30 protein-coding genes are annotated in these 19,934 nt (G+C 44.2%); all 30 read left to right on the top strand.

Annotated features, from left to right (window positions below):
• Positions 1-24: 24 nt before the first annotated feature.
• Positions 25-4,155: a DNA-directed RNA polymerase subunit beta' gene (gene rpoC / locus ACL934_RS14970; RefSeq protein ID WP_374074755.1), complete on the top strand. Its 4,131-nt coding sequence runs from the start codon at positions 25-27 to the stop codon at positions 4,153-4,155.
• 214 nt (positions 4,156-4,369) lie between these two features.
• The gene (rpsL, locus tag ACL934_RS14965; protein WP_243537572.1) at positions 4,370-4,744 is read left to right on the top strand and encodes a 30S ribosomal protein S12; all 375 of its coding nucleotides are present in this window, start codon (positions 4,370-4,372) and stop codon (positions 4,742-4,744) included.
• Positions 4,745-4,754: 10 nt separating this feature from the next.
• The gene (gene rpsG / locus ACL934_RS14960; RefSeq protein ID WP_413612529.1) at positions 4,755-5,228 is read left to right on the top strand and encodes a 30S ribosomal protein S7; all 474 of its coding nucleotides are present in this window, start codon (positions 4,755-4,757) and stop codon (positions 5,226-5,228) included.
• A gap of 9 nt (positions 5,229-5,237) precedes the next feature.
• Complete coding sequence (gene fusA, locus ACL934_RS14955) at positions 5,238-7,343, top strand: elongation factor G (protein ID WP_374074753.1); 2,106 nt, start codon at positions 5,238-5,240, stop codon at positions 7,341-7,343.
• Between the two features lie 342 nt (positions 7,344-7,685).
• Positions 7,686-8,003: a 30S ribosomal protein S10 gene (rpsJ, locus tag ACL934_RS14950; protein WP_025308875.1), complete on the top strand. Its 318-nt coding sequence runs from the start codon at positions 7,686-7,688 to the stop codon at positions 8,001-8,003.
• Positions 8,004-8,012: 9 nt separating this feature from the next.
• Positions 8,013-8,681 (top strand): 50S ribosomal protein L3, encoded by a 669-nt coding sequence (rplC, locus tag ACL934_RS14945; protein WP_374074751.1) that lies wholly within the window; start codon positions 8,013-8,015, stop codon positions 8,679-8,681.
• A gap of 1 nt (position 8,682) precedes the next feature.
• The gene (rplD, locus tag ACL934_RS14940) at positions 8,683-9,312 is read left to right on the top strand and encodes a 50S ribosomal protein L4 (protein WP_374074749.1); all 630 of its coding nucleotides are present in this window, start codon (positions 8,683-8,685) and stop codon (positions 9,310-9,312) included.
• A complete protein-coding gene (gene rplW / locus ACL934_RS14935; RefSeq protein ID WP_374074747.1) occupies positions 9,312-9,590 on the top strand; it encodes a 50S ribosomal protein L23 in 279 nt (92 codons plus the stop codon). Before rplD ends, rplW begins: the two co-directional genes overlap by 1 nt.
• A gap of 2 nt (positions 9,591-9,592) precedes the next feature.
• Entirely contained in the window at positions 9,593-10,411 is an 819-nt protein-coding gene (gene rplB / locus ACL934_RS14930; protein WP_374033042.1) for a 50S ribosomal protein L2, read from the top strand.
• 9 nt (positions 10,412-10,420) lie between these two features.
• Positions 10,421-10,711: a 30S ribosomal protein S19 gene (gene rpsS / locus ACL934_RS14925; protein WP_374074745.1), complete on the top strand. Its 291-nt coding sequence runs from the start codon at positions 10,421-10,423 to the stop codon at positions 10,709-10,711.
• Between the two features lie 12 nt (positions 10,712-10,723).
• On the top strand, positions 10,724-11,056 hold the full coding sequence (gene rplV, locus ACL934_RS14920) for a 50S ribosomal protein L22 (protein ID WP_063204857.1): 333 nt from the start codon (positions 10,724-10,726) through the stop codon (positions 11,054-11,056).
• Between the two features lie 2 nt (positions 11,057-11,058).
• The gene (gene rpsC / locus ACL934_RS14915) at positions 11,059-11,724 is read left to right on the top strand and encodes a 30S ribosomal protein S3 (RefSeq protein WP_374074743.1); all 666 of its coding nucleotides are present in this window, start codon (positions 11,059-11,061) and stop codon (positions 11,722-11,724) included.
• Positions 11,711-12,118 carry a 50S ribosomal protein L16 gene (gene rplP, locus ACL934_RS14910; RefSeq protein WP_374074741.1) on the top strand — a complete coding sequence of 136 codons (408 nt, stop codon included), beginning with the start codon at positions 11,711-11,713 and terminating at the stop codon, positions 12,116-12,118. The genes rpsC and rplP overlap by 14 nt, the downstream gene beginning before the upstream one ends.
• A 4-nt stretch (positions 12,119-12,122) precedes the next feature.
• The gene (gene rpmC / locus ACL934_RS14905) at positions 12,123-12,314 is read left to right on the top strand and encodes a 50S ribosomal protein L29 (protein ID WP_374074739.1); all 192 of its coding nucleotides are present in this window, start codon (positions 12,123-12,125) and stop codon (positions 12,312-12,314) included.
• A gap of 9 nt (positions 12,315-12,323) precedes the next feature.
• Entirely contained in the window at positions 12,324-12,596 is a 273-nt protein-coding gene (gene rpsQ / locus ACL934_RS14900) for a 30S ribosomal protein S17 (RefSeq protein WP_243537591.1), read from the top strand.
• Between the two features lie 11 nt (positions 12,597-12,607).
• The gene (gene rplN / locus ACL934_RS14895) at positions 12,608-12,976 is read left to right on the top strand and encodes a 50S ribosomal protein L14 (RefSeq protein ID WP_374074737.1); all 369 of its coding nucleotides are present in this window, start codon (positions 12,608-12,610) and stop codon (positions 12,974-12,976) included.
• Positions 12,977-12,987: 11 nt separating this feature from the next.
• Positions 12,988-13,527, top strand: coding sequence for a 50S ribosomal protein L5 (rplE, locus tag ACL934_RS14890; protein WP_374074735.1), 540 nt, complete (start codon positions 12,988-12,990; stop codon positions 13,525-13,527).
• 12 nt (positions 13,528-13,539) lie between these two features.
• Complete coding sequence (gene rpsN, locus ACL934_RS14885) at positions 13,540-13,845, top strand: 30S ribosomal protein S14 (protein ID WP_374074734.1); 306 nt, start codon at positions 13,540-13,542, stop codon at positions 13,843-13,845.
• Positions 13,846-13,855: 10 nt separating this feature from the next.
• Positions 13,856-14,245 (top strand): 30S ribosomal protein S8, encoded by a 390-nt coding sequence (gene rpsH / locus ACL934_RS14880; protein WP_295905242.1) that lies wholly within the window; start codon positions 13,856-13,858, stop codon positions 14,243-14,245.
• A gap of 7 nt (positions 14,246-14,252) precedes the next feature.
• Positions 14,253-14,795, top strand: a complete 543-nt coding sequence (rplF, locus tag ACL934_RS14875; protein WP_374000501.1) for a 50S ribosomal protein L6 — start codon at positions 14,253-14,255, stop codon at positions 14,793-14,795.
• Positions 14,796-14,807: 12 nt separating this feature from the next.
• Complete coding sequence (gene rplR, locus ACL934_RS14870) at positions 14,808-15,173, top strand: 50S ribosomal protein L18 (RefSeq protein WP_374000500.1); 366 nt, start codon at positions 14,808-14,810, stop codon at positions 15,171-15,173.
• A gap of 10 nt (positions 15,174-15,183) precedes the next feature.
• Positions 15,184-15,642: a 30S ribosomal protein S5 gene (rpsE, locus tag ACL934_RS14865; protein WP_295905248.1), complete on the top strand. Its 459-nt coding sequence runs from the start codon at positions 15,184-15,186 to the stop codon at positions 15,640-15,642.
• A 17-nt stretch (positions 15,643-15,659) separates the two neighbouring features.
• Complete coding sequence (gene rpmD, locus ACL934_RS14860) at positions 15,660-15,845, top strand: 50S ribosomal protein L30 (protein WP_374074731.1); 186 nt, start codon at positions 15,660-15,662, stop codon at positions 15,843-15,845.
• 2 nt (positions 15,846-15,847) lie between these two features.
• Entirely contained in the window at positions 15,848-16,285 is a 438-nt protein-coding gene (rplO, locus tag ACL934_RS14855; RefSeq protein WP_374000499.1) for a 50S ribosomal protein L15, read from the top strand.
• Positions 16,285-17,613 carry a preprotein translocase subunit SecY gene (gene secY / locus ACL934_RS14850; RefSeq protein ID WP_374074729.1) on the top strand — a complete coding sequence of 443 codons (1,329 nt, stop codon included), beginning with the start codon at positions 16,285-16,287 and terminating at the stop codon, positions 17,611-17,613. The genes rplO and secY overlap by 1 nt, the downstream gene beginning before the upstream one ends.
• On the top strand, positions 17,613-18,248 hold the full coding sequence (locus ACL934_RS14845; protein WP_374074728.1) for an adenylate kinase: 636 nt from the start codon (positions 17,613-17,615) through the stop codon (positions 18,246-18,248). The genes secY and ACL934_RS14845 overlap by 1 nt, the downstream gene beginning before the upstream one ends.
• A 126-nt stretch (positions 18,249-18,374) precedes the next feature.
• Positions 18,375-18,488 carry a 50S ribosomal protein L36 gene (gene rpmJ / locus ACL934_RS14840; protein ID WP_080683743.1) on the top strand — a complete coding sequence of 38 codons (114 nt, stop codon included), beginning with the start codon at positions 18,375-18,377 and terminating at the stop codon, positions 18,486-18,488.
• A 2-nt stretch (positions 18,489-18,490) separates the two neighbouring features.
• Positions 18,491-18,865 carry a 30S ribosomal protein S13 gene (gene rpsM / locus ACL934_RS14835; RefSeq protein ID WP_374074725.1) on the top strand — a complete coding sequence of 125 codons (375 nt, stop codon included), beginning with the start codon at positions 18,491-18,493 and terminating at the stop codon, positions 18,863-18,865.
• Positions 18,866-18,878: 13 nt separating this feature from the next.
• Positions 18,879-19,277 (top strand): 30S ribosomal protein S11, encoded by a 399-nt coding sequence (gene rpsK, locus ACL934_RS14830; protein WP_374074723.1) that lies wholly within the window; start codon positions 18,879-18,881, stop codon positions 19,275-19,277.
• A gap of 10 nt (positions 19,278-19,287) precedes the next feature.
• Positions 19,288-19,914: a 30S ribosomal protein S4 gene (gene rpsD, locus ACL934_RS14825; protein WP_374000495.1), complete on the top strand. Its 627-nt coding sequence runs from the start codon at positions 19,288-19,290 to the stop codon at positions 19,912-19,914.
• Positions 19,915-19,934: the final 20 nt, after the last annotated feature.

Here is a 19,934-nt window from a genome sequence, read left to right as displayed (position 1 = left end):
ATACTTTAACAACAGGGGTGTTCTTTGAGAGACTTGTTGAATTTTTTCGATAAACCAAAAGATCCACTTTCGTTTGACGCCGTACGAGTATCGTTGGCGTCACCTGAAATGATTCGTGATTGGTCATTTGGTGAAGTTAAGAAGCCTGAAACTATCAACTATCGTACATTCAAACCAGAGCGTGATGGTTTGTTCTGTGCGAAAATCTTCGGTCCTATTAAGGATTACGAGTGCTTGTGCGGTAAGTATAAACGTATGAAGTACCGTGGCGTCGTCTGTGAAAAGTGCGGCGTTGAAGTCACACAAACTAAAGTACGTCGTGAACGTCTTGGCCATATTGAGCTTGCAACTCCAGTTGCGCACATCTGGTTCTTGCGCTCATTGCCTTCTCGTATTGGTAACCTTTTGAATCTTTCTTTGAAAGACGTTGAAAAGGTTCTTTACTGTGAAGCACACGTAGTAATCGATCCAATGGAAACAACATTGGAAGAAGGTCAAATTTTGACTGAGGAAGCTTACCAAGCCGCTCTTAATGAGTTCGGTCCAAGCTTCAAAGCAGGCATGGGCGGTGAAGCTGTTCGTGAATTGCTACGCAAAATTGACCCTGAATACTTGTCTCGTAAACTTCGTATGGAAGTGAAAGACACGAAATCAGAAGCGCAAATCAAAAAATTGACGAAACGCCTTCGCGTTGTTGAAGCCTTCAAAGGTTCTATCAACAAACCTGAATGGATGATGTTGGAAGCACTTCCAGTTCTTCCTCCTGATCTTCGTCCGTTGGTGCCACTTGATGGTGGTCGTTTCGCGACTTCAGATCTGAACGATCTTTACCGTCGTGTTATCAACCGTAATAACCGTTTGAAACGTCTTCAGGAGCTGAACGCTCCAGACATCATCATCCGCAACGAAAAACGTATGTTGCAAGAAGCGGTTGATGCCTTGTTGGATAACGGTCGTCGCGGTAAGACTTTCACTGGTCCAAACAAACGTCCTCTTCGCTCTCTTTCTGATATGTTGAAAGGTAAGCAAGGTCGTTTCCGTCAAAACCTTTTGGGTAAACGTGTCGACTACTCTGGCCGTTCGGTTATCGTAGTTGGTCCTACATTGAAACTTCACCAATGCGGTCTTCCTAAGAAGATGGCTTTGGAACTTTTCAAACCATTCGTTTACAACAAACTTGAAGAAAAAGGTTTGGCGACAACGATTAAGCAAGCGAAACGTTTGGTTGATCAAGAGACAGTAGAAGTTTGGGATATTTTGGCAGACGTAGTTAAAGAACATCCAGTTCTTCTCAACCGTGCGCCAACTCTTCACAGACTTGGTATCCAAGCTTTCGAACCAGTACTTCACGAAGGTAAAGCAATCCAATTGCATCCTCTAGTGTGTACGGCGTTCAATGCCGACTTCGACGGTGACCAAATGGCGGTTCACGTTCCACTTTCTGTGGAATCTCAAGTTGAAGCTCGCGTATTGATGATGTCTACGAACAACATCCTTTCTCCAGCGAACGGTAAGCCAATCATCAATCCATCACAAGATATCGTGTTGGGTCTATACTGGTTGACTCGTATCCGCCCTGGCGCAAAAGGAACTGGTAAAGCATTCTCGAGCGTTCAAGAAGCGCAATATGCTTACGAGACTGGTTTGGTTGACTTGCAAGCGGCTTGTAAAGTTCGTTTGAACGGTAAAGTTCAAGAGACTTCTGTAGGTCGTTCAATCTTGTCTGACATCGTTCCTAAAGAAGTTCCGTTCAACGAAGTGAACGTAACGATGAATAAGAAACAAATCGCCGCGTTGATCGATAAGACGTTCCGTCTTGCCGGTGCAAAAGCGACTTGTATCTTGGCTGATAAAATCATGGAACTTGGTTTCAAATATTCAACTGCGGCAGGTATGTCGATCGGTATCGACGACATGGTGATCCCAGCAGCCAAAGCGACAATGATCGCAGACGCTGAGAAACAAGTGACTGAAATCCAACAGCAGTACGATGAAGGTTTGATCACAGATGGTGAGCGCTACAATAAAGTGGTGGATATCTGGGCTCAAACGGGTGACAAGATCGCAAAAGAAGGTATGAACGCGATCGAAAAACAAACTTTCGTAGTTGATGGTAAAGAGGTTACAGGACCTTCTTTCAACCCGATCTACATCATGGCTGACTCCGGAGCCCGTGGTTCCGCGGCTCAGATCCGTCAGTTGGGTGGTATGCGTGGTTTGATGGCGAAACCTTCAGGTGAGATCATCGAAACACCGATCACTGCAAACTTCCGTGAAGGTTTGACAGTTATCCAGTACTTCATCTCTACGCATGGTGCACGTAAAGGTTTGGCCGATACTGCATTGAAGACAGCGAACTCTGGTTACTTGACTCGTCGTTTGGTTGACGTTGCTCAAGACGTGGTTGTGTCTGAAATCGATTGCGGAGTTGAAGACGGTTTGGAAATCACTCCAGTTTACGAAGCTGGCGAGATCATCCAAAACATCGGCGATCGTATCCTTGGTAGAACAACGTTGAAAGATGTTGTTGATCCAATGAGCAACAACGTGATTGTAAAAGCAAATCACGAGATCACTGAAACTGATGTTAAAACAATCGAAGGTTTGGGTATCGACAAAGTCGACATCCGTTCAGCTTTGACTTGTAAATCTAAACGTGGCGTGTGCGTGAAATGTTACGGCCGTGACTTGTCTCGCGGTAACACTGTGAACCTTGGTGAAACAGTGGGTATCATTGCAGCACAATCAATCGGTGAACCAGGTACTCAGTTGACGATGAGAACGTTCCACTTGGGTGGTGCGGCTTCTCGTGCGGTTGAGCAATCTGTTCATACAACTCGCCATGATGGTACTATTAAACTTGTAAACGTTCATGCAGTGACAAACCGTAATGGTAAGTTGACTGTGATGAATCGTAACGGTTCTGCCCTTGTTATCGACGAAGCAGGTCGTGAGCGTGAAAACTTCAAGCTCGTTTACGGTGCTGTTTTGAACTTTAAAGAAGGTGACAAAGTCACTAAAGGTCAAACTGTTGCTGAGTGGGATCCATATTCGAATCCGATCATCGCCGAAGTTTCTGCGAAGATCCAATACAGCGATATCGAAGAAGGTTCGACAATGCAGGAGCAAGTCGACGCGGTAACTGGTTTCGCGACTAAAGTTATCATGGAGTCTAAGTCTTCTGACATTAAGCCAACAGTATTCCTAGTAGATGGCAATGGTAAGACATTGAATCTTCCAGGCCGTGAAATCCCTGCGCGATACTTGATCCCAGTGGGTGCACAGCTTCTGGTTTCTGACCAACAGGAAGTTCATGCCGGTGACGTTATTGCGAAGATGCATCGTGAAGCTTCGAAAACGAAGGATATCACGGGGGGTCTACCGCGCGTTGCTGAATTGTTTGAAGCTCGTAAACCGAAAGAAGCAGCTATCATCTCTGAGATCGATGGTTATGTGACATTCGGTAAAGACGTTAAAGGTAAACAACGTGTGATCGTAACTCCTGAAGTGGGTGAGCAAAAAGAATATCTCATCCCTAAAGGTAAGCACGTTGCGGTTAGAGAAGGTGAGTACGTAAGAGCCGGTGAGGCGTTGATGGACGGTCCAACAAATCCTCATGACATTCTGGCGGTTCTAGGTGCGAAAGCTCTATCTGCATACCTTGTGAATGAAATCCAAGAAGTTTACAGACTTCAAGGGGTTGGTATCAACGATAAGCACATCGAAGTGATCGTTCGCCAAATGCTACGTAAAGTAGAAATCAGAGACGCTGGTGACAGCCGTTTCTTGGCGGGTGAGCAAGTTGAAAGATATGCTTACGAAGAAGAAAATGATCGTATCAACCGTGAAGGCGGACAACCTGCTACAAACAGCCCGCTTCTTCTAGGTATTACGAAAGTTTCTTTGAGCACTGACAGCTGGATTTCAGCGGCGTCATTCCAAGAAACAACAAAAGTCCTCACAGAAGCGGCGATTAATTCTCGCACAGACCATTTGCGTGGCCTGAAAGAGAATATCATCATGGGTCGTTTGATCCCTGCGGGTACTGGTTTGACTTCTTACAAACGTTGGAAAGTGTCTGTAGCAGAAGACGACGATACATCATTCGTGGCATTGCCAGGAATGACGGCTTCAGCTCAGCCTCACCAAGGGTAGGTCTACACTCCGGCTTCGCCGGAGTAGGACGGAATCGAACCGAAAAAGATGTAAAAAGCTCAAAAAGGGGATCTCACACCCCTTTTTGAGATATAAAATTAACAACAAAGTCTTGACCAGGGCGCTTTTGGCAATGTAAGTTCCAGCGTCTTGGGAAAAATCTGCACTTCGACGTGGTCGGAGTAGGTAAAAAATTGTTTAAGGGGTTTTAAAAGTGCCTACAATTAACCAGCTCATCAAAAGTGAGCGTAAAGTTCAAAAGAACCAAACAAAGTCACCAGCTTTGGCATCTTGCCCTCAGCGCCGTGGCGTTTGTACTCGTGTTTATACAACGACTCCAAAGAAACCGAACTCAGCTCTTCGTAAAGTAGCTAAAGTTCGTCTTTCAAACGGTTTCGAAGTTATCTCTTACATCCCAGGTATCGGTCACAACCTTCAAGAGCATAGCGTTGTCTTGATCCGTGGTGGTCGTGTGAAGGACTTGCCGGGCGTTCGTTACCATATCGTACGCGGTGTATTGGATCTTCAAGGTGTAAACGGTCGTCTTCGTGCTCGTTCTAAATACGGCACAAAAAGACCTAAGAAATAAGGATTGAGAGATGTCACGTCGTAAAAAGACCTTTAAAAGAGAAATTATTCCAGATCCAGTTTTCAAGGATCTAGTAATTGCTAAATTCGTTAACAAAATGATGATTCAAGGTAGAAAAGCTACTGCACAGAAGCTTTTTTACGGAGCATTGAAAGAGCTTGAAGGCAAAATTCAAGGTGAAGAGCCATTGAATGTTTTCAAAAAAGCTCTTGAGAACGTAAAACCTTCTATCGAAGTTCGTTCTCGCCGTGTTGGTGGAGCTACTTACCAAGTTCCAGTAGATGTTCGTCCTTCTCGTCGTTTGGCTTTGGCTATGCGTTGGTTGGTTGAATATTCTCGCGAGCGTGGTGAAAAAGACATGGCTAAGCGTTTGGCTGGTGAATTCGTTGATGCTTACAATAATCGTGGAAACGCGATCAAGAAGAAAGACGATGTTCACAGAATGGCTGAGTCGAACAAGGCTTTCTCTCACTACAATTGGTAATCTGTATACATGTCAGCTAAAGATCCTAAAGTTGTAGCTGATCTCAAGTACACTCGTAATATCGGCATCATGGCTCACATCGATGCCGGTAAGACGACCACCACCGAGCGCATTCTTTACTACACAGGTAAAAGTCATAAAATCGGCGAAGTTCATGATGGCGATGCCACCATGGACTGGATGGTTCAAGAGCAAGAGCGTGGTATCACTATCACCTCTGCCGCGACCATGGCGTTCTGGAAAGATCACAGAATCAACATCATCGATACTCCGGGGCACGTTGACTTCACAATTGAAGTTGAGCGTTCTTTGCGCGTTCTTGATGGTGCCATTGCTGTTTTCGACGGTGTGAACGGTGTTGAGCCGCAGTCTGAAACTGTTTGGAAGCAAGCTGACAAATACAAAGTTCCAAGAATTTGTTTCGTTAATAAAATGGACCGTGTGGGTGCTGACTTTGTGATGTCTTACGGGACGATCAAAGACAAACTCAATGCGAACCCAATCCCAGTGCAAGTTCCTATCGGCATGGAAGATACTTTCCGTGGTGTTGTCGATCTTCTCGAGAACAGAGCTTATATGTGGGATCAGTCCGGAATGGGTGACCATTTCGAAGTTACCGATGTTCCCAATGAGATGAAGGAAGAGGTCAATCGCTTCCGTACAGAGATTATTGAGAAGATCGTTGAGTTTGAAGACTCTCTTCTTGAGAAATATCTCAATGGAGAAGAAGTGACTGTGGCAGAGCTTAAAGCCGCTCTTCGCAAAGGCACTTTAGATCTAAAAGCCTTCCCTGTTTTCTGTGGAGCTGCTTTCAAAAATAAAGGCGTTCAGCCTTTGCTAGATGGTGTGATCGACTATCTTCCATCTCCTATTGAAGTTCCTGCGATTGTGGGTCACGACCCAGCTAAGCCTGAAAAAGAAATCGTATGTAAAACGGACTTCGATGGTCACGTGGCGGCTTTGGCGTTTAAGATTGCCAACGATCCGTTTGCGGGAACTTTGACTTATATTCGAGTGTACTCTGGCGAAGTGAAAGTGGGCGACCAACTTCTCAATCCTCGTACAGAGAAAAAAGAGCGCATCCAAAAGCTTGTGAAAATGCACGCCAACTCTCGTGAGGAAATCACTTCTCTTAAAGCAGGTGATATCGGAGCGGTTGTCGGTCTTAAGTTCACAGCGACAGGGGATACTCTTTGTGAGACCTCTCATCCTGTTGTTTTAGAATCTATTACTTTCCCAGAGCCTGTGATCTCGGTTGCGATTGAAGCGAAGTCTTCCGCGGACCAAGAGAAAATGCTTCAAGGTCTTGAGAAACTCGGTAAAGAAGATCCTTCTTGCCGTTTGAAAACAGACCCTGAAACAGGGCAGATCCTTCTTTCGGGAATGGGTGAGCTTCACCTTGAAATCTTGGTTGACCGTCTTTTGCGTGAACACAAAGTTCAAGCGAATGTGGGTAAGCCGCAAGTTTCTTATCGCGAGACTATTTCGGCTTCCGCGACATCAAACTTTGTATACGAACGTGAGATTGCGGGTGAAGCCCATTTTGCGAAAGTTTCTCTTACTATTGATCCAATTTCTCAACACGACGGTATCCAATTCCAATCGAAAGTGTCCGTGTCTAAAGAATTTACAGCCCCTTTCTTGAAAGCAGTGGAAAACGGCTTCAAAGAAGCGGCCGAGGTTGGACCTCTGGCGAGCTACTCGATGTTGGGTATTCGTGGAACTTTGAACTCTGTAGAAACGCGTCCTGAAGCTTCCAATGAAATGGCCTTTAAGGCGGCTGCTTCTTTGGCGTTTAGAGAAGCGGTTCGAGGTGCGTCTGTTGAGCTCTTGGAGCCTATCTTTAAGCTTGAAGTGACATGTCCTGATGAGTTCGTAGGGAACGTGGTGGGGGATTTGAACTCCCGCCGCGGAAAGATCCTTACGATGAATGCTAAAGTGGGCGGCGGCCAGGTTATTTCGGCGGAAGCTCCTCTTGCGAACCTCTTTGGTTATGCGACAAACGTGCGCAGTTTAAGCCAAGGCAGAGCAAGTTTTAGCATGGAATTTTTGGAGTATGCGGTCGTGCCTCCTAAGGTAAAAACCGAGATCCTCCACAAAATGGGAAGATTCTAAGGGCTTGTTTAAAAAGCCCCATCTCCTTCGTTGGACCGGTAAAAATATCGCTCCAACGTACATGGAGTACGCCTCCGCGATATTTTCCCCGGAATCGCGCCTCGGACCTGGCACTTTTTAAACAACCCCTAAAAAAATTAATATTTCCCTTTGACAATGTTTTTTTTGTTGCGCATACTCGCGCACTCGTGACGTCTAAATTTACAAAAAACCCCCCGCATTGGGTGATTTCACGGCCGCAAGGGCTAATTCGGGGCAAGTTTTCGATGGGATATTGACGTTAATTGTTAACAAATTTGCTAGTAACTACGCTACTTTACAAAAAAGAAGAGAAGTGTCCTTATGCAAAGTCAGAAGATTAGAATCAGATTGAAGGCATTCGATCATAAATTGCTTGATCAGTCGACGAAAGAAATCGTTGAGACTGCTCGTCGTACAGGCGCAAAAGTTGCGGGTCCAATCCCTTTGCCGACTCGCATCAACCGTTACACGGTCTTGCGTTCTCCTCACGTAGATAAAAAATCTCGTGAACAATTCGAAGTGAGAACTCACAAGCGTATGCTCGATATTTTAGAACCCACTCAACAGACTGTCGATCAGCTCATGAAACTCGACCTCTCTGCTGGTGTTGATGTTGAAATCAAACTTTCAGCAATCTAGGAGTAAACAGTGAGCGAAACTACACAAACTACAAATACTACAGAGCAAGGCCTTAAGCTGAATGGCCTGTTCGCATTTAAAGAAGGCATGGCTACTATCTATAATGAGCAAGGTGAAGCCGTACCTGTAACAGTTCTTCGTTATGAGCCTTGGTTTGTATCACAAATCAAAACAAACGAAGCTGATGGTTATGAAGCTATTCAATTAGCTTGCACTCCTAAAAAAGCTAAAAATTCAAACAAAGCAGAAAAAGGTCACCTTACTAAAGCTGGCTTTGAGAATGGCGCTCAGTTCGTAAAAGAACTTCGTCAAGCTCTTCCAGAAGGTGCAACTGTTGGCGCACAAATCTCTATCGACTCTTTGGCTCAAGGTGATTTCGTAAAAATCACTTCTAAGTCTAAAGGTAAAGGTTTCGCCGGTTCTGTAAAACGTTGGAACTTCGCGGGAGGCCCTGCTTCTCACGGTTCTAAATTCCACCGTCGTCCGGGTTCTTCTGGTAACAGAACATGGCCAGGTCGCGTAATGCCGGGTAAGAAATTCCCAGGTCACTTGGGTGCTGAGACAGTTACAGTTCGCAACGTTGAGATCGTTCAAGTTATTGCTGCTGAAAACGTTCTCATGGTTAAAGGACCAGTTCCAGGTGCAAGAAACACTTTGGTTAAGTTGGTGAGAGAATAGTATGGCAACAGTAAACGTATTAAACTGGAAAAAAGAAAAAGTTGGATCAGTTGAATTGGCTGCTGACGTGTTCGAAACTCCTGTTAAAAAGGAAGTTCTTCACACTGTAGTTCAATGGCAATTGGCGGCTCGCCGTCAAGGTACACACATGACAAAGACTAAAGGTCTTGTGTCTGGTGGTGGTAAGAAGCCATTCAAACAAAAAGGTACTGGTGGAGCTCGTCAAGGTTCTAGCCGTTCTATCTTGATGCCTGGTGGTGGTACCGCTTTCGGTCCTCAACCTCGCAGCTACGCTTTCGTTTTGCCTAAAAAAGTTCGTCGTTTAGGTTTGAGCATGGCGCTTTCTCACCTTCAAAAAGAAGGCAAGTTGTTCATCGTGGACAGCATGCAATCTGAAGGTAAAACTGCTGAGCTTAACAAACGCTTGAAAGCTTTCGGCTTGAAAAAAGCTGTATTGGTAGACGCTCAAGTTGATGACAAATTCAACCGCGCATCTAAAAACTTGGAAACATTCAAATACTTCCCAGTGGAAGGTTTGAACGTATTCGATCTATTGAAATACGACGCTGCAGTAATCACTAAAGATTCAGTAGCAAAAATCGTAGATCGTTGCTCATTGGAGAAAGCGTAATGAAACAAGTAATTAAAGCTCCTCTTATTACAGAGAAAAATACTTATCATAACGCTGCTGGTGTGTATGTGTTCGAAGTGGACTTGAAGTCGACTAAAACAGATATCAAAACTGCAGTAGAGAAGAACTTTAAAGTGAAAGTTGACAGTGTTAGAACTAGCATCTGCCGCGGTCACTCTAAGTACACTAAATTCGGATTAACAAAGATCCCTTACTGGAAAAAAGCTTACGTTAAGCTTGTTGAAGGTGAGAAGATCGCTCTTTTTGAGGGAGTATAAAGATGGGTATTAAGACATTCGCCCCACGCTCTCATGGTCGTAGAGGAATGACTGGTTTCGATTTCAAAGAAATCACAAAGACAACTCCAGAGAAGTCTTTGCTTGCTCCTCTTAAGAAACAAGCGGCTCGTAACAATCACGGTCAAATCACTATCCGTCACCAAGGTGGCGGTCATAAAAGAAAATACCGTTTGATTGATTTCAAAAGAACTAAAGTTGACGTTGCAGCAAAAGTTATTGCGATCGAGTACGATCCAAACAGAACTTGCCGTATCGCTCTTATTTCTTATGTTGATGGAGCTAAAGCTTACATCATCGCTCCAGTTGGTTTGAACGTAGGTGACACTGTCATCTCTTCTGATAAAGCCGACATCAAACCAGGTAACTGCCTTTCTTTGGCTGCGATCCCAGTTGGTACTGTGATCCACAACATCGAAATGCGTCCAGGTAAAGGTGGTCAGGTTTGCAGAGGCGCTGGTGCTACAGCAACTTTGGCTGGTAAAGGTGATCAATACTGCCAAGTTCGTATGCCTTCAGGCGAATTGAAGCAAATCTTGTCTGTGTGCAAGGCTTCAATCGGTCAAGTTGGTAACACTGACAATGAAAACATCAACCTTGGTAAAGCAGGTCGCTCTCGTTGGAGAGGTATCCGTCCTTCTGTACGTGGTATGCACATGAACCCAGTTGACCATCCATTGGGTGGTGGTGAAGGCGTTGGTAAGGGTCATCACCCTGTGACTCCTTGGGGTCAACCATGTAAAGGTTTCAAAACTAGAAACAATAAGAGAACCAACTCTTCAATCATCAAGAGACGTAAGTAGGAGTAAAAGGTGGCACGCTCAATTAAGAAAGGTCCATTTGTTGATATTTCTCTACAAAAGAAAATCGACCATGCGATCGAAAAAAATGATAAGAAAGTTATTAAAACTTGGTCTCGCCGCTCAACAATTCTTCCAGAGGCTATTGGACTGACATTCGCAGTTCACAACGGAAGAAAGTTCGTTCCAGTGTACATCACTGAGAACATGATTGGTCACAAACTCGGTGAGTTTGCTCCAACAAGAACTTTCCAAGGTCACGCCGAGAAGAAAGCAGCTGCCCCTGCTGCTGCGAAGAAGTAATAGAGGTTGATTATGGAAGTTAAAGCAAGCTTGAAATATGCAAGAGTAGGCGCTCAGAAAGCTAGATTGGTTGTTGACCTAGTTCGCGGTAAAGACGTGAACGAAGCAGTAAAAACTCTCACTTTCTTGAACAAGAAAACTGCTGGAATGGTAAAAAAGCTAATCGAATCTGCGGTTGCTAACGCAGAATACAAAAAGGTTATGGATGTAGATAATCTTTATGTTAAAGCTATCTGGGTTGATCAAGGCCCTGTTCTTAAGAGATTCCGTCCTCGCGCTCAAGGTCGCGCGTTCGGTGTTCGTAAGAAGACCAGCCACATTAACGTAGTACTCGAGGAGAAATAGTCGTGGGACAAAAGGTTAATCCAATTGGTCTAAGAGTCGGTGTTATCAGAACTTGGGATTCTCGCTGGTATGCGAAGGGTCAACAATATTTTGACAATCTCCACGAAGACATCCGTTTGAGAAAATATCTTAAAGATAAACTCAAACACGCGGGTGTGGCGAAAATTGAAATGGAACGTGCAGCGAAGAAGATTAAAATCATCATCTCTACTGCGCGCCCAGGTGTTGTTATTGGTAAAAAAGGTACTGGTATTGATTCACTTAAAGCGGAAGTTCAAAAACTTACACCCAACGAAGTTTTCTTGAGCATCCAAGAAGTGCGCAAGCCAGACCTCGATGCTCAGCTCGTTGCTGAGAGCATTGCTCAACAACTTGAGAAACGTATCTCTTGGAGAAGAGCTCTTAAAAAATCTATTGCAGCTGCGATCAAAGGCGGCGTGAGAGGTATCAAGATCCGTGTTTCAGGACGTCTTGATGGTGCAGAGATTGCTCGTTCAGAGTGGTACAATGAGAAGAGTGTTCCTCTTCATACATTGCGCGCAGATATCGACTACGGTACTGCTGAAGCTCTAACTGCATACGGTATCATCGGTCTAAAAGTATGGATCTATAAAGGCGATATCTTATCTGCTCGCGAAGTTGAGGAGGCAGGTCGTGTTAAGTCCTAAAAGAGTAAAATGGCGTAAACAATTTGTAGGCCGCGCAACTGGCTTTGCAGTAAGAGGTTCTAACCTCGATTTCGGAGACTACGGTCTTCAAGCTATCGAGGAAGGCCGCTTGACTGCTCGTCAATTGGAAGCTGGTCGTATTGCTATCTCTCGTTCAGTGAAGCGTGGTGGTAAAATTTGGTGCCGTGTGTTTCCAAATGTACCTGTAACTAAAAAGCCAGCTGAGACACGTATGGGTAGCGGTAAAGGTAACCCTGAACTATGGGTTGCTCGTGTTCTTCCTGGAAAAGTTCTTTTCGAAATGAACGGTGTGACTCGTGAGCAAGCTAAAGAAGCTTTCGAACGTGCAGCTCACAAACTTCCTTTCAAAACTCGTTTCTTGGTAAGGGAGTAGTTATATGAAATTTACTGAAGTTAAAGATCTTTCTGTAACTGAATTAAAGAAAAAAAGAGCAGCTCTTTCTGAAGAGTTGTTCCAAGCACGTATCAAGAATTCAATTGGTCAACTTTCAAACCCACTTGTAATTCGTGATCTTCGTCGCAACATCGCTAAAATCAACACAGCGATTGTAAAAAAAGTGGCGAGATAGGGGTAGGAAATGAGTACTGAAACTAATACTAGAGGACGTAAAATTGAAGTCGTAGGTGAAGTTATCAGTGACAAGATGGATAAAACTATCTCTGTCCTCATCTACCGCATGGTTAAACATGCTAAGTACGGTAAGTATGTTAAGAAAACTTCTGTTTTCAAAGCACACGACGAAAAGAACCAAGCTAAAGTTGGTGACATCGTAAAAATTCGTGAAACTCGCCCACTTAGCAAAACTAAACGCTGGACTTTGGAAGCTGTTGTTGAAACAGCTAAGGCGTAGGGAGAGTTGTCATGATTCAAATGCAAACTAGACTAAATGTAGCTGACAACTCTGGCGCTAAAGAAGTTATGTGCGTTAAGGTTCTTGGTGGATCTAAAAGACGTGTAGCATCTATCGGTGATGTTATCGTTGTATCTATCAAAGAAGCTTTGCCAAACGCTAAAGTTAAAAAAGGTGATGTTGCTAAAGCAGTTGTTGTTAGAACTGTTGCAAAACTTCGTCGTCCAGATGGATCTTACATCCGTTTCGATGACAACTCTGCAGTTCTTATCAATGCTTCTAAGGAACCAATTGGAACACGTATCTTTGGCCCAGTTGCCAGAGAATTGAGAGCAAAGGCGTTCGTTAAGATCGTATCTTTGGCTCCGGAAGTTCTATAAGGGGTGATGAGATGAATCGCTTACATACAAAATACAGAAAAGAGATCGCTCCCGCTCTTCAAAAACAATTGGGTGCTAAAAACGTGATGCAAGTTCCTCGTTTAGAGAAAATCACTCTAAGCGTGTGCTTGAGCGAAGCAGTTCAAAATCCAAAAATTTTGAACACTGTTGTTGACGAGATCACTGCGATCACTGGTCAAAAAGCTGTTATCACTAAAGCTAAAAAAGCTATCTCTAACTTCAAATTGCGTGCTGGCATCCCATTGGGTGTTCGCGTGACTTTGAGAAGAGATAAAATGTGGTCTTTCATGGATCGTTTGAACACTTTGGCACTTCCTCGCGTAAGAGACTTCCGTGGTTTGCCAAATAAAGGTTTCGATGGCCGTGGTAACTACAATATGGGCTTGAAAGAGCAAATCGTGTTCCCAGAGATCAACTACGATAAAGTTGATAAAACTCGTGGTATGAACATCACTATTTGTACAACTGCGAAAAACGACGCTGAGGGCAGAGCGCTTCTTGAAGCACTTGGCATGCCCTTCAGAAAGTAAGAGGGGTGTCACTTGGCTCGTAAATCAAGCATCGTAAAAAATAATAAAAGAAAAGAGCTTTCTAAGCGTTACGCTCAATACAGAAAAGAGCTTAGAGAGAAAGCTGTCGACATGAAACTTTCTGACGAAGAAAGAGCTACAGCTCGCAAGAAGCTTCAAGCTCTTCCTAAGAATACGAATCCAAACCGCGTTATCACACGTTGTGAGATCTCTGGTCGCCCTCGTGGTAACTACAGAAAATTCGGTTTGTCTCGTATCGCTTTCAGACAATTGGCCCTTGACGGTAAATTGCCTGGCGTAACGAAAGCTAGCTGGTAAGAGGATTACTATGGATACAATTTCTCAGTTCCTTACAATGATTAGAAATGCTGGAGCAGCGAAACACGAAAAAGTGGATCTTCCTGCTTCAAAAGTAAGAGCGGGTATTGCTCAAATCCTCGTTAACGAAGGTTTGATCAGAAGCTTCAAAGTCGCTAAAGACAGCAAACAAGGCATCATGCGTGTTTACTTGAAATACGACGAAGCTGGAAACCATGTAATCAACTCTATCGACCGCGTATCACGCCCAGGTCGCAGAGTTTATATTAAATCTGACAAAATTCCTGTAGTTCGTTCTGGAATGGGTATGTCCATTATCAGCACAAGCAAAGGGATCATGAGCGGTAAGCAAGCTACTGAGGCTAAACTCGGTGGTGAATTGCTTGCGACACTTTGGTAGGTGAATTATGTCTCGTATTGGAAAAGCACCCGTTGTTTTTGATAACACAGTACAAGTAAGCGTTTCACCTGCTAACGAAGTTGTCGTTAAAGGTGCGAAGTCTTCTTTGAAAATCGGAATGCAACCAGCTATCTCTGCAAAAGTAGAGGGTGGCAAAGTTGTTTTGACTCGCAAAGATGACTCTAAAGAAAGCCGCGCATTGCACGGTCTTTACAGAGCGCTTATTCAAAATGCCGTAACTGGCGTAACTAAAGGTTTCACTAAGGGCCTTGAACTTCATGGGGTCGGTTACCGTGCAAACGTAACTGGCAAAAAATTGGAACTTTCTCTAGGTTTCTCTCACCCAGTGATCTTCGATATCCCTGAAGGAATCGAAATCAAAGTTGACAAGCAAACTGCCCTTTCAATCACTGGCCCAAGCAAAGAGCTAGTTGGACAAGTAGCGGCGAAAATCCGTTCATTCCGTCCACCTGAGCCTTATCTTGCTAAAGGTGTTCGTTATGCAGGTGAGCATATCAGACGTAAAGCTGGTAAGTCGGCTGGTAAATAATTGAGGTAAGATATGAAATTAAAGTTTAGTAAACATACAAGCGAAAGAAAAGTAAATCGCCTCAAGAAGAAGATCAGAATCCGCAAGACTGTAAACGGTACTGCGGAAAGACCTCGTCTTTGCGTATTCCGTAGCGGTAAGCACATGTACGCTCAGATCATCAATGACGTTGAAGGCACTACACTAGTAGCGGTTTCTTCTCTTGGTAAAGAGGACAAGTCTGGTATCGAAATGGCGAAACTTGTTGGTATGGAAGCAGCTAAAGCAGCGACTTCTAAAAATATCAAGAACGTGGTTTTCGACCGTAACGGTTACCTGTACCATGGCCGTGTTAAATCTCTAGCAGAAGGCGCTCGTGAGGGCGGCCTTAATTTCTAAGGAGTGATGTGTGGAGAAAGTTCAAGCTCAAGCAGCTGAATTAGAAGAGCGTGTAGTAGCGATCAACCGTGTAACGAAAGTTGTTAAGGGTGGTCGTCGCTTCTCTTTCGCAGCTCTAGTAGTAGTTGGAAACAAAGCCGGTGATGTTGGCTTTGGTTCTGGTAAAGCTGGAGAGGTTCCTGAGGCTATCGGTAAAGCAAGCAGATCTGCAAAAAAATCTGCTCGTTCTGTAACTTTGAAAGAAGGACGTACAATCCCTCACGAAGTTATCGGTAAATTCGGTGCGGCGAAAGTCATCATGAGACCAGCAGCTCCTGGTACTGGCGTAATCGCGGGTGGCGCGGTGCGTGCGGTTCTTGAATCTGTGGGCGTAAAAGACATTCTTACTAAATGTGTTGGTACTCGTAACCCTCACAATGCAGTAAGAGCAACAATCGACGGCTTAAAGCAGTTGAAACAGCTTAAATAGTCGGAACGGTGGCAATTATGGCTAAAACATTCGTAGTAACATTGAAAAGATCAACGATTGCTTGCACTCAAGCTCAAAAAGATGCAGTTCGCATCCTTGGCTTGAAAAGACGTCATCACACTGTTGAAGTGAAAGACTCTCCTGCAGCACGTGGAAATATCATGAAAGTTCAGCATCTTGTTGATGTTGAAGTTAAGGGGTAATCATGAGCTTGCTTAAAACATTGGCACCTAAAGCTGGATCTAAGCACGCTCCAAAAAGAATCGGTCGTGGTATCGGTTCTGGTATGGGCGGCACAGCGACAAAAGGTCACAAAGGTCAGTTGGCTCGCACTGGTGGAACTGTACGTCGTGGTTTTGAGGGTGGTCAAACACCTTTGCACCGTCGTCTTCCTAAGTTCGGTTTTAGCAACGTCGCGTTTGCTAACAACTTTGAGATTGTCAATATCGGACAACTTGCTAAATTTTCTGGAGAAGTAACTCCTGAATCTCTACACGCTGCTGGACTTGTGTCAAAAGGCGCTGTTAAGATTTTGGGAAATGGCGAGCTTAAAACAGCGTTGACTGTAAAAGCTCATAAATTCTCAGAAAGCGCTAAGAAAGCTATTGAAGCTGCTGGCGGCAAAGTCGAGGTAATTAAGTAGTGTCTGCAATTGAGAGCATCGCAAAGAATTCTGATCTTCGTAAACGCATCTTGTTCACATTGGCTATGTTGGCTATTTACAGAATTGGCGTGCACGTTCCGACTCCTGGAGTTGATGGAACAGCTGTATTGTCGTTCTTCCAAGCACAGAGCCGCGGGATCTTTGGGTTATTTAACACCTTCACGGGTGGTGCTCTCTCCCAATTCAGTATTTTTGCATTGGGAATCATGCCTTACATTTCGGCGTCCATCATCTTCCAACTTTTGACTTCAGCGATTCCATATTTGGAAGCATTGAAGAAAGAAGGGGAGCAAGGACGTCGTAAGATCAATCAGTACACTCGCTATGCGACTGTAGCCTTGGCGGTTGTCCAAGGTTACGGTATCAGCAGCTGGTTGATGAATTCTACAAGTCCAGAGGGGCACGCTCTAGTGACGGCTCCGACAGTGGCTTTCTTGCCATTCCAAATCATGACTATCATCACATTGACGGCAGGTACTTGCTTCATCATGTGGTTGGGCGAGCAAATCACTGAAAGAGGAATCGGTAACGGTTCTTCTCTTATCATCTTCACTGGTATCGCAGCAGCAATTCCTGGCGGCGCTCAACAATTGTGGGAGCTAGTTCGCACAGGTGAAATGCGTTTTGCATTGGCAGCACTTTTGGTTATCTTCATGGTGGCTATCATTGCGGCTGTTATCTATATGGAAGTGGCGCAACGTCGTATCACTGTCCAGTATTCTCAAAGACAAGGCGGCGGCGGAATGCAGTCTATGCAAACTCCGACAAGCCACTTGCCTATTAAAATCAATTTCTCTGGCGTTATTCCGCCAATCTTCGCGAGTTCTTTGTTGATGTTCCCTGCAACAATGGCTCAATTCGTACAAACACCTTGGTTGAAGGCGTTGCAGGATTCTTTGAATCCTTCTGGAACTATCTTCAATATCATGTTTGTTGCTTTGATCGTATTCTTCTCGTTCTTCTATACAGAAATCGTGTTCAATCCGAATGACGTAGCTGACAACCTCAAAAAGTACGGTGGTTTCGTACCGGGCGTTCGCGCTGGTAAGAGCACTGCTGATTACATCCAAAAGGTTCTTGAGCGCGTGAATGTTCTTGGTTGTATCTATCTTTGCACGATCTGTATTTTGCCAGGAATCATGACTACTCAGTTCAACGTTCCGTTCCAGTTTGGTGGTACGAGCTTGTTGATCCTAGTAGGTGTTGCTTTGGATACAGCTCAACAGATCCAATCTCATATGATCACTCAGAAATATGAGGGCTTCTTAAAAGGAGCTAAGATCCGTAGCAGAAGGGTTCAGTTTTAATGAACTTGATCCTCTTTGGAGCCCCCGGGGCCGGTAAAGGTACTCAATCTGAATTGCTCATTAAGCGCCTAGGGATGACTCAGATCAGCACTGGTGACTTATTTCGAGCTGCAATTAAAGGCCAAACGGATCTCGGAAAAAAAGCCCAAGAGTTTATGGATAAAGGTCAACTTGTGCCAGATAGCATTGTTATCGGCATGGTTGAGGAAGTCCTTCAAAAGGGCGTAAAAAACTTTATTTTGGACGGTTTCCCTAGAACAGTGGCGCAAGCCCAGGCTCTAGATGAATTGTTAGTAAAAATGAATCTTTCTATCGGAAAAGCTATTTTTCTCGAAGTTCCGATGAAGATTTTGATGGATCGACTGACGGGTAGACGGGTCTGTAAAAATTGCGGCACCGTGTATCATATCGTTAGCAAGCCTACCAAGACGGAAGGCAAATGTGATGTTTGTGGGGGAGAAGTCATTCAACGTAATGACGACAAGGCCGATGTAATCGAGACTCGTCTTAAAACCTACGAAGAATTCACAAGCCCTTTAAAAGAGTTTTATAAAAAAGCAGGAAAGTACATAGAACTGGACGGCAATAAAGGCACCGAGGAAGTCTATACAGAGATCGAAAAAATAATAAAATAAGACGGCTGTATTATTTTTATCTCTAGACTTTAATGTTTATCGGTGTTAGCGTGCCGAACCGCGTTCGTGTTTTTGCTGGTATTTTCACCCTTTTTTGGGGTGAAACTAAGCGTATGGGAAGACATTATGAAAGTAAGACCATCAGTTAAGAAGATCTGTAACAAATGTAAAGTTATTAAAAGAAAAGGCGTTATTCGCGTTATCTGTGAAAACCCTAAACATAAGCAAAGGCAGGGCTAATCATGGCACGTATCCTTGGTGTCGACTTACCTAGAAATAAACGCGTTGAAATCGCGTTGACTTATATTTACGGCATTGGTCGTCCTCGTGCGGCTATGATTTGCAAGCAAGTAGGCATTCCTCATGAATTGAGAACTGAAGGCCTTACTGACGAGCACATCGCTAAGATTCGTGGAATTATCGAACAAAGCTTTAAAGTTGAAGGTGATCTCCGTCGTGAAATCGGCTTGTCAATCAAGCGCCTTATGGACCTCAACTGCTATCGTGGTATCCGCCATCGTAAAGGCTTGCCTGTTCGTGGTCAGAACACTCGTTCTAATGCACGTACTCGCAAAGGACCTAAGAAGACGGTAGCTAACAAGAAAAAAGCCGTATAAAGGTAACTGACAAATGAATACTGAAAATAAAGCAAAAACAGTTGCTAAGAAAAAAGTTAAAAGAAACGTTCCACAAGGGAACTGCTATATCCAAGCTGGTTTCGGAAACGTTATCGTTACGATGACAGATCCAAACGGAGCTACGGTGTCTTGGTCCTCTGCTGGACACCTCGGTTTCAAAGGAAGCCGTAAAGGTACTCCATTTGCAGCTCAAGTCGCGGCAGAAGACGCTGCAAAGAAGGCTATGGAAGCAGGAATGAAATCTGTGGACGTTTATCTAAAAGGACCTGGCGCTGGTCGTGAGCCTGCAATTCGTGCATTGGCTGCTACAGGAATGAGAATCTTGACTCTTAAAGATATCACACCTGTTCCACATAACGGTTGCCGTCCACCTAAGCGTAGAAGAATCTAAGGAGTATATCGTGAGCTGCATTAACGAAAGCGTTTGTAAGCTTTGCCGTCGCGAAAACGTGAAACTTTTCTTGAAGGGTGACCGTTGTTACACAGATAAGTGTTCTTTCGAAAGAAGACCTTATCCTCCAGGACAACATGGTCAATCTCGTTTGAAGTTCTCTGAATTTGCACTTCAATTGCGTGAAAAACAAAAAACTAAGAGATACTACGGTGTTTCTGAAAAACAATTTGTAAAATATGTATCTGAAGCCAACCGTTCAAAAGAATTGACTGGTACTGCGCTTCTTAAGTTCCTCGAGACAAGACTTGATAACGTTGTCTACTCTTTGGGGTATGCTAACTCTCGTCGTGAAGCAAGGCAGCTTGTTAAACACAACCATTTCTTGTTGAATGGTAAGAGAGCTAACATTCCAAGCATCATTGTAAATAAGGGTGACGTTATTACAGTTGCGGAATCAAGCCGCGAAGTTGCTAAGATCCAAGCTGCTGTTCAATCAGTTGCTCGTAGATCTGTGCCAGCTTGGCTTGAAGCTGATCATGCGAAATTCACTGGAACTGTTAAAGATCTTCCAAACCGTGAAGATGTAACAGTAGCAGTTGAAGAGAACATGATCGTTGAATACTACTCAAGATAATTTTACCTCTCGGGGGAAGC

Source organism: Bdellovibrio sp. HCB-110 (assembly GCF_047323225.1).
In the GTDB taxonomy this organism is placed as follows: Bacteria; Bdellovibrionota; Bdellovibrionia; order Bdellovibrionales; family Bdellovibrionaceae; genus Bdellovibrio.
The sequence above is the reverse complement of the archived record's forward strand: the minus strand, read 5'-3'. Positions and strand labels throughout refer to the sequence as shown.

What these genes read in the sequence shown, in the direction of transcription:
- rpsM (WP_374074725.1), top strand. Translation starts at nt 18,491, where the DNA reads ATGGCACGTATCCTTGGTGTCGACTTACCTAGAAATAAACGCGTTGAA.
- rpmD (WP_374074731.1), top strand. Translation starts at nt 15,660, where the DNA reads ATGGCTAAAACATTCGTAGTAACATTGAAAAGATCAACGATTGCTTGC.
- rplE (WP_374074735.1), top strand. Translation starts at nt 12,988, where the DNA reads ATGAATCGCTTACATACAAAATACAGAAAAGAGATCGCTCCCGCTCTT.
- fusA (WP_374074753.1), top strand. Translation starts at nt 5,238, where the DNA reads ATGTCAGCTAAAGATCCTAAAGTTGTAGCTGATCTCAAGTACACTCGT.
- rplR (WP_374000500.1), top strand. Translation starts at nt 14,808, where the DNA reads ATGAAATTAAAGTTTAGTAAACATACAAGCGAAAGAAAAGTAAATCGC.
- ACL934_RS14845 (WP_374074728.1), top strand. Translation starts at nt 17,613, where the DNA reads ATGAACTTGATCCTCTTTGGAGCCCCCGGGGCCGGTAAAGGTACTCAA.
- rplD (WP_374074749.1), top strand. Translation starts at nt 8,683, where the DNA reads ATGGCAACAGTAAACGTATTAAACTGGAAAAAAGAAAAAGTTGGATCA.
- rplN (WP_374074737.1), top strand. Translation starts at nt 12,608, where the DNA reads ATGATTCAAATGCAAACTAGACTAAATGTAGCTGACAACTCTGGCGCT.
- rplV (WP_063204857.1), top strand. Translation starts at nt 10,724, where the DNA reads ATGGAAGTTAAAGCAAGCTTGAAATATGCAAGAGTAGGCGCTCAGAAA.
- rpsH (WP_295905242.1), top strand. Translation starts at nt 13,856, where the DNA reads ATGGATACAATTTCTCAGTTCCTTACAATGATTAGAAATGCTGGAGCA.
- rpmJ (WP_080683743.1), top strand. Translation starts at nt 18,375, where the DNA reads ATGAAAGTAAGACCATCAGTTAAGAAGATCTGTAACAAATGTAAAGTT.
- rplW (WP_374074747.1), top strand. Translation starts at nt 9,312, where the DNA reads ATGAAACAAGTAATTAAAGCTCCTCTTATTACAGAGAAAAATACTTAT.
- rpmC (WP_374074739.1), top strand. Translation starts at nt 12,123, where the DNA reads ATGAAATTTACTGAAGTTAAAGATCTTTCTGTAACTGAATTAAAGAAA.
- rplF (WP_374000501.1), top strand. Translation starts at nt 14,253, where the DNA reads ATGTCTCGTATTGGAAAAGCACCCGTTGTTTTTGATAACACAGTACAA.
- rplB (WP_374033042.1), top strand. Translation starts at nt 9,593, where the DNA reads ATGGGTATTAAGACATTCGCCCCACGCTCTCATGGTCGTAGAGGAATG.
- rpsJ (WP_025308875.1), top strand. Translation starts at nt 7,686, where the DNA reads ATGCAAAGTCAGAAGATTAGAATCAGATTGAAGGCATTCGATCATAAA.
- rpsG (WP_413612529.1), top strand. Translation starts at nt 4,755, where the DNA reads ATGTCACGTCGTAAAAAGACCTTTAAAAGAGAAATTATTCCAGATCCA.
- rplO (WP_374000499.1), top strand. Translation starts at nt 15,848, where the DNA reads ATGAGCTTGCTTAAAACATTGGCACCTAAAGCTGGATCTAAGCACGCT.
- rpsQ (WP_243537591.1), top strand. Translation starts at nt 12,324, where the DNA reads ATGAGTACTGAAACTAATACTAGAGGACGTAAAATTGAAGTCGTAGGT.
- rpsK (WP_374074723.1), top strand. Translation starts at nt 18,879, where the DNA reads ATGAATACTGAAAATAAAGCAAAAACAGTTGCTAAGAAAAAAGTTAAA.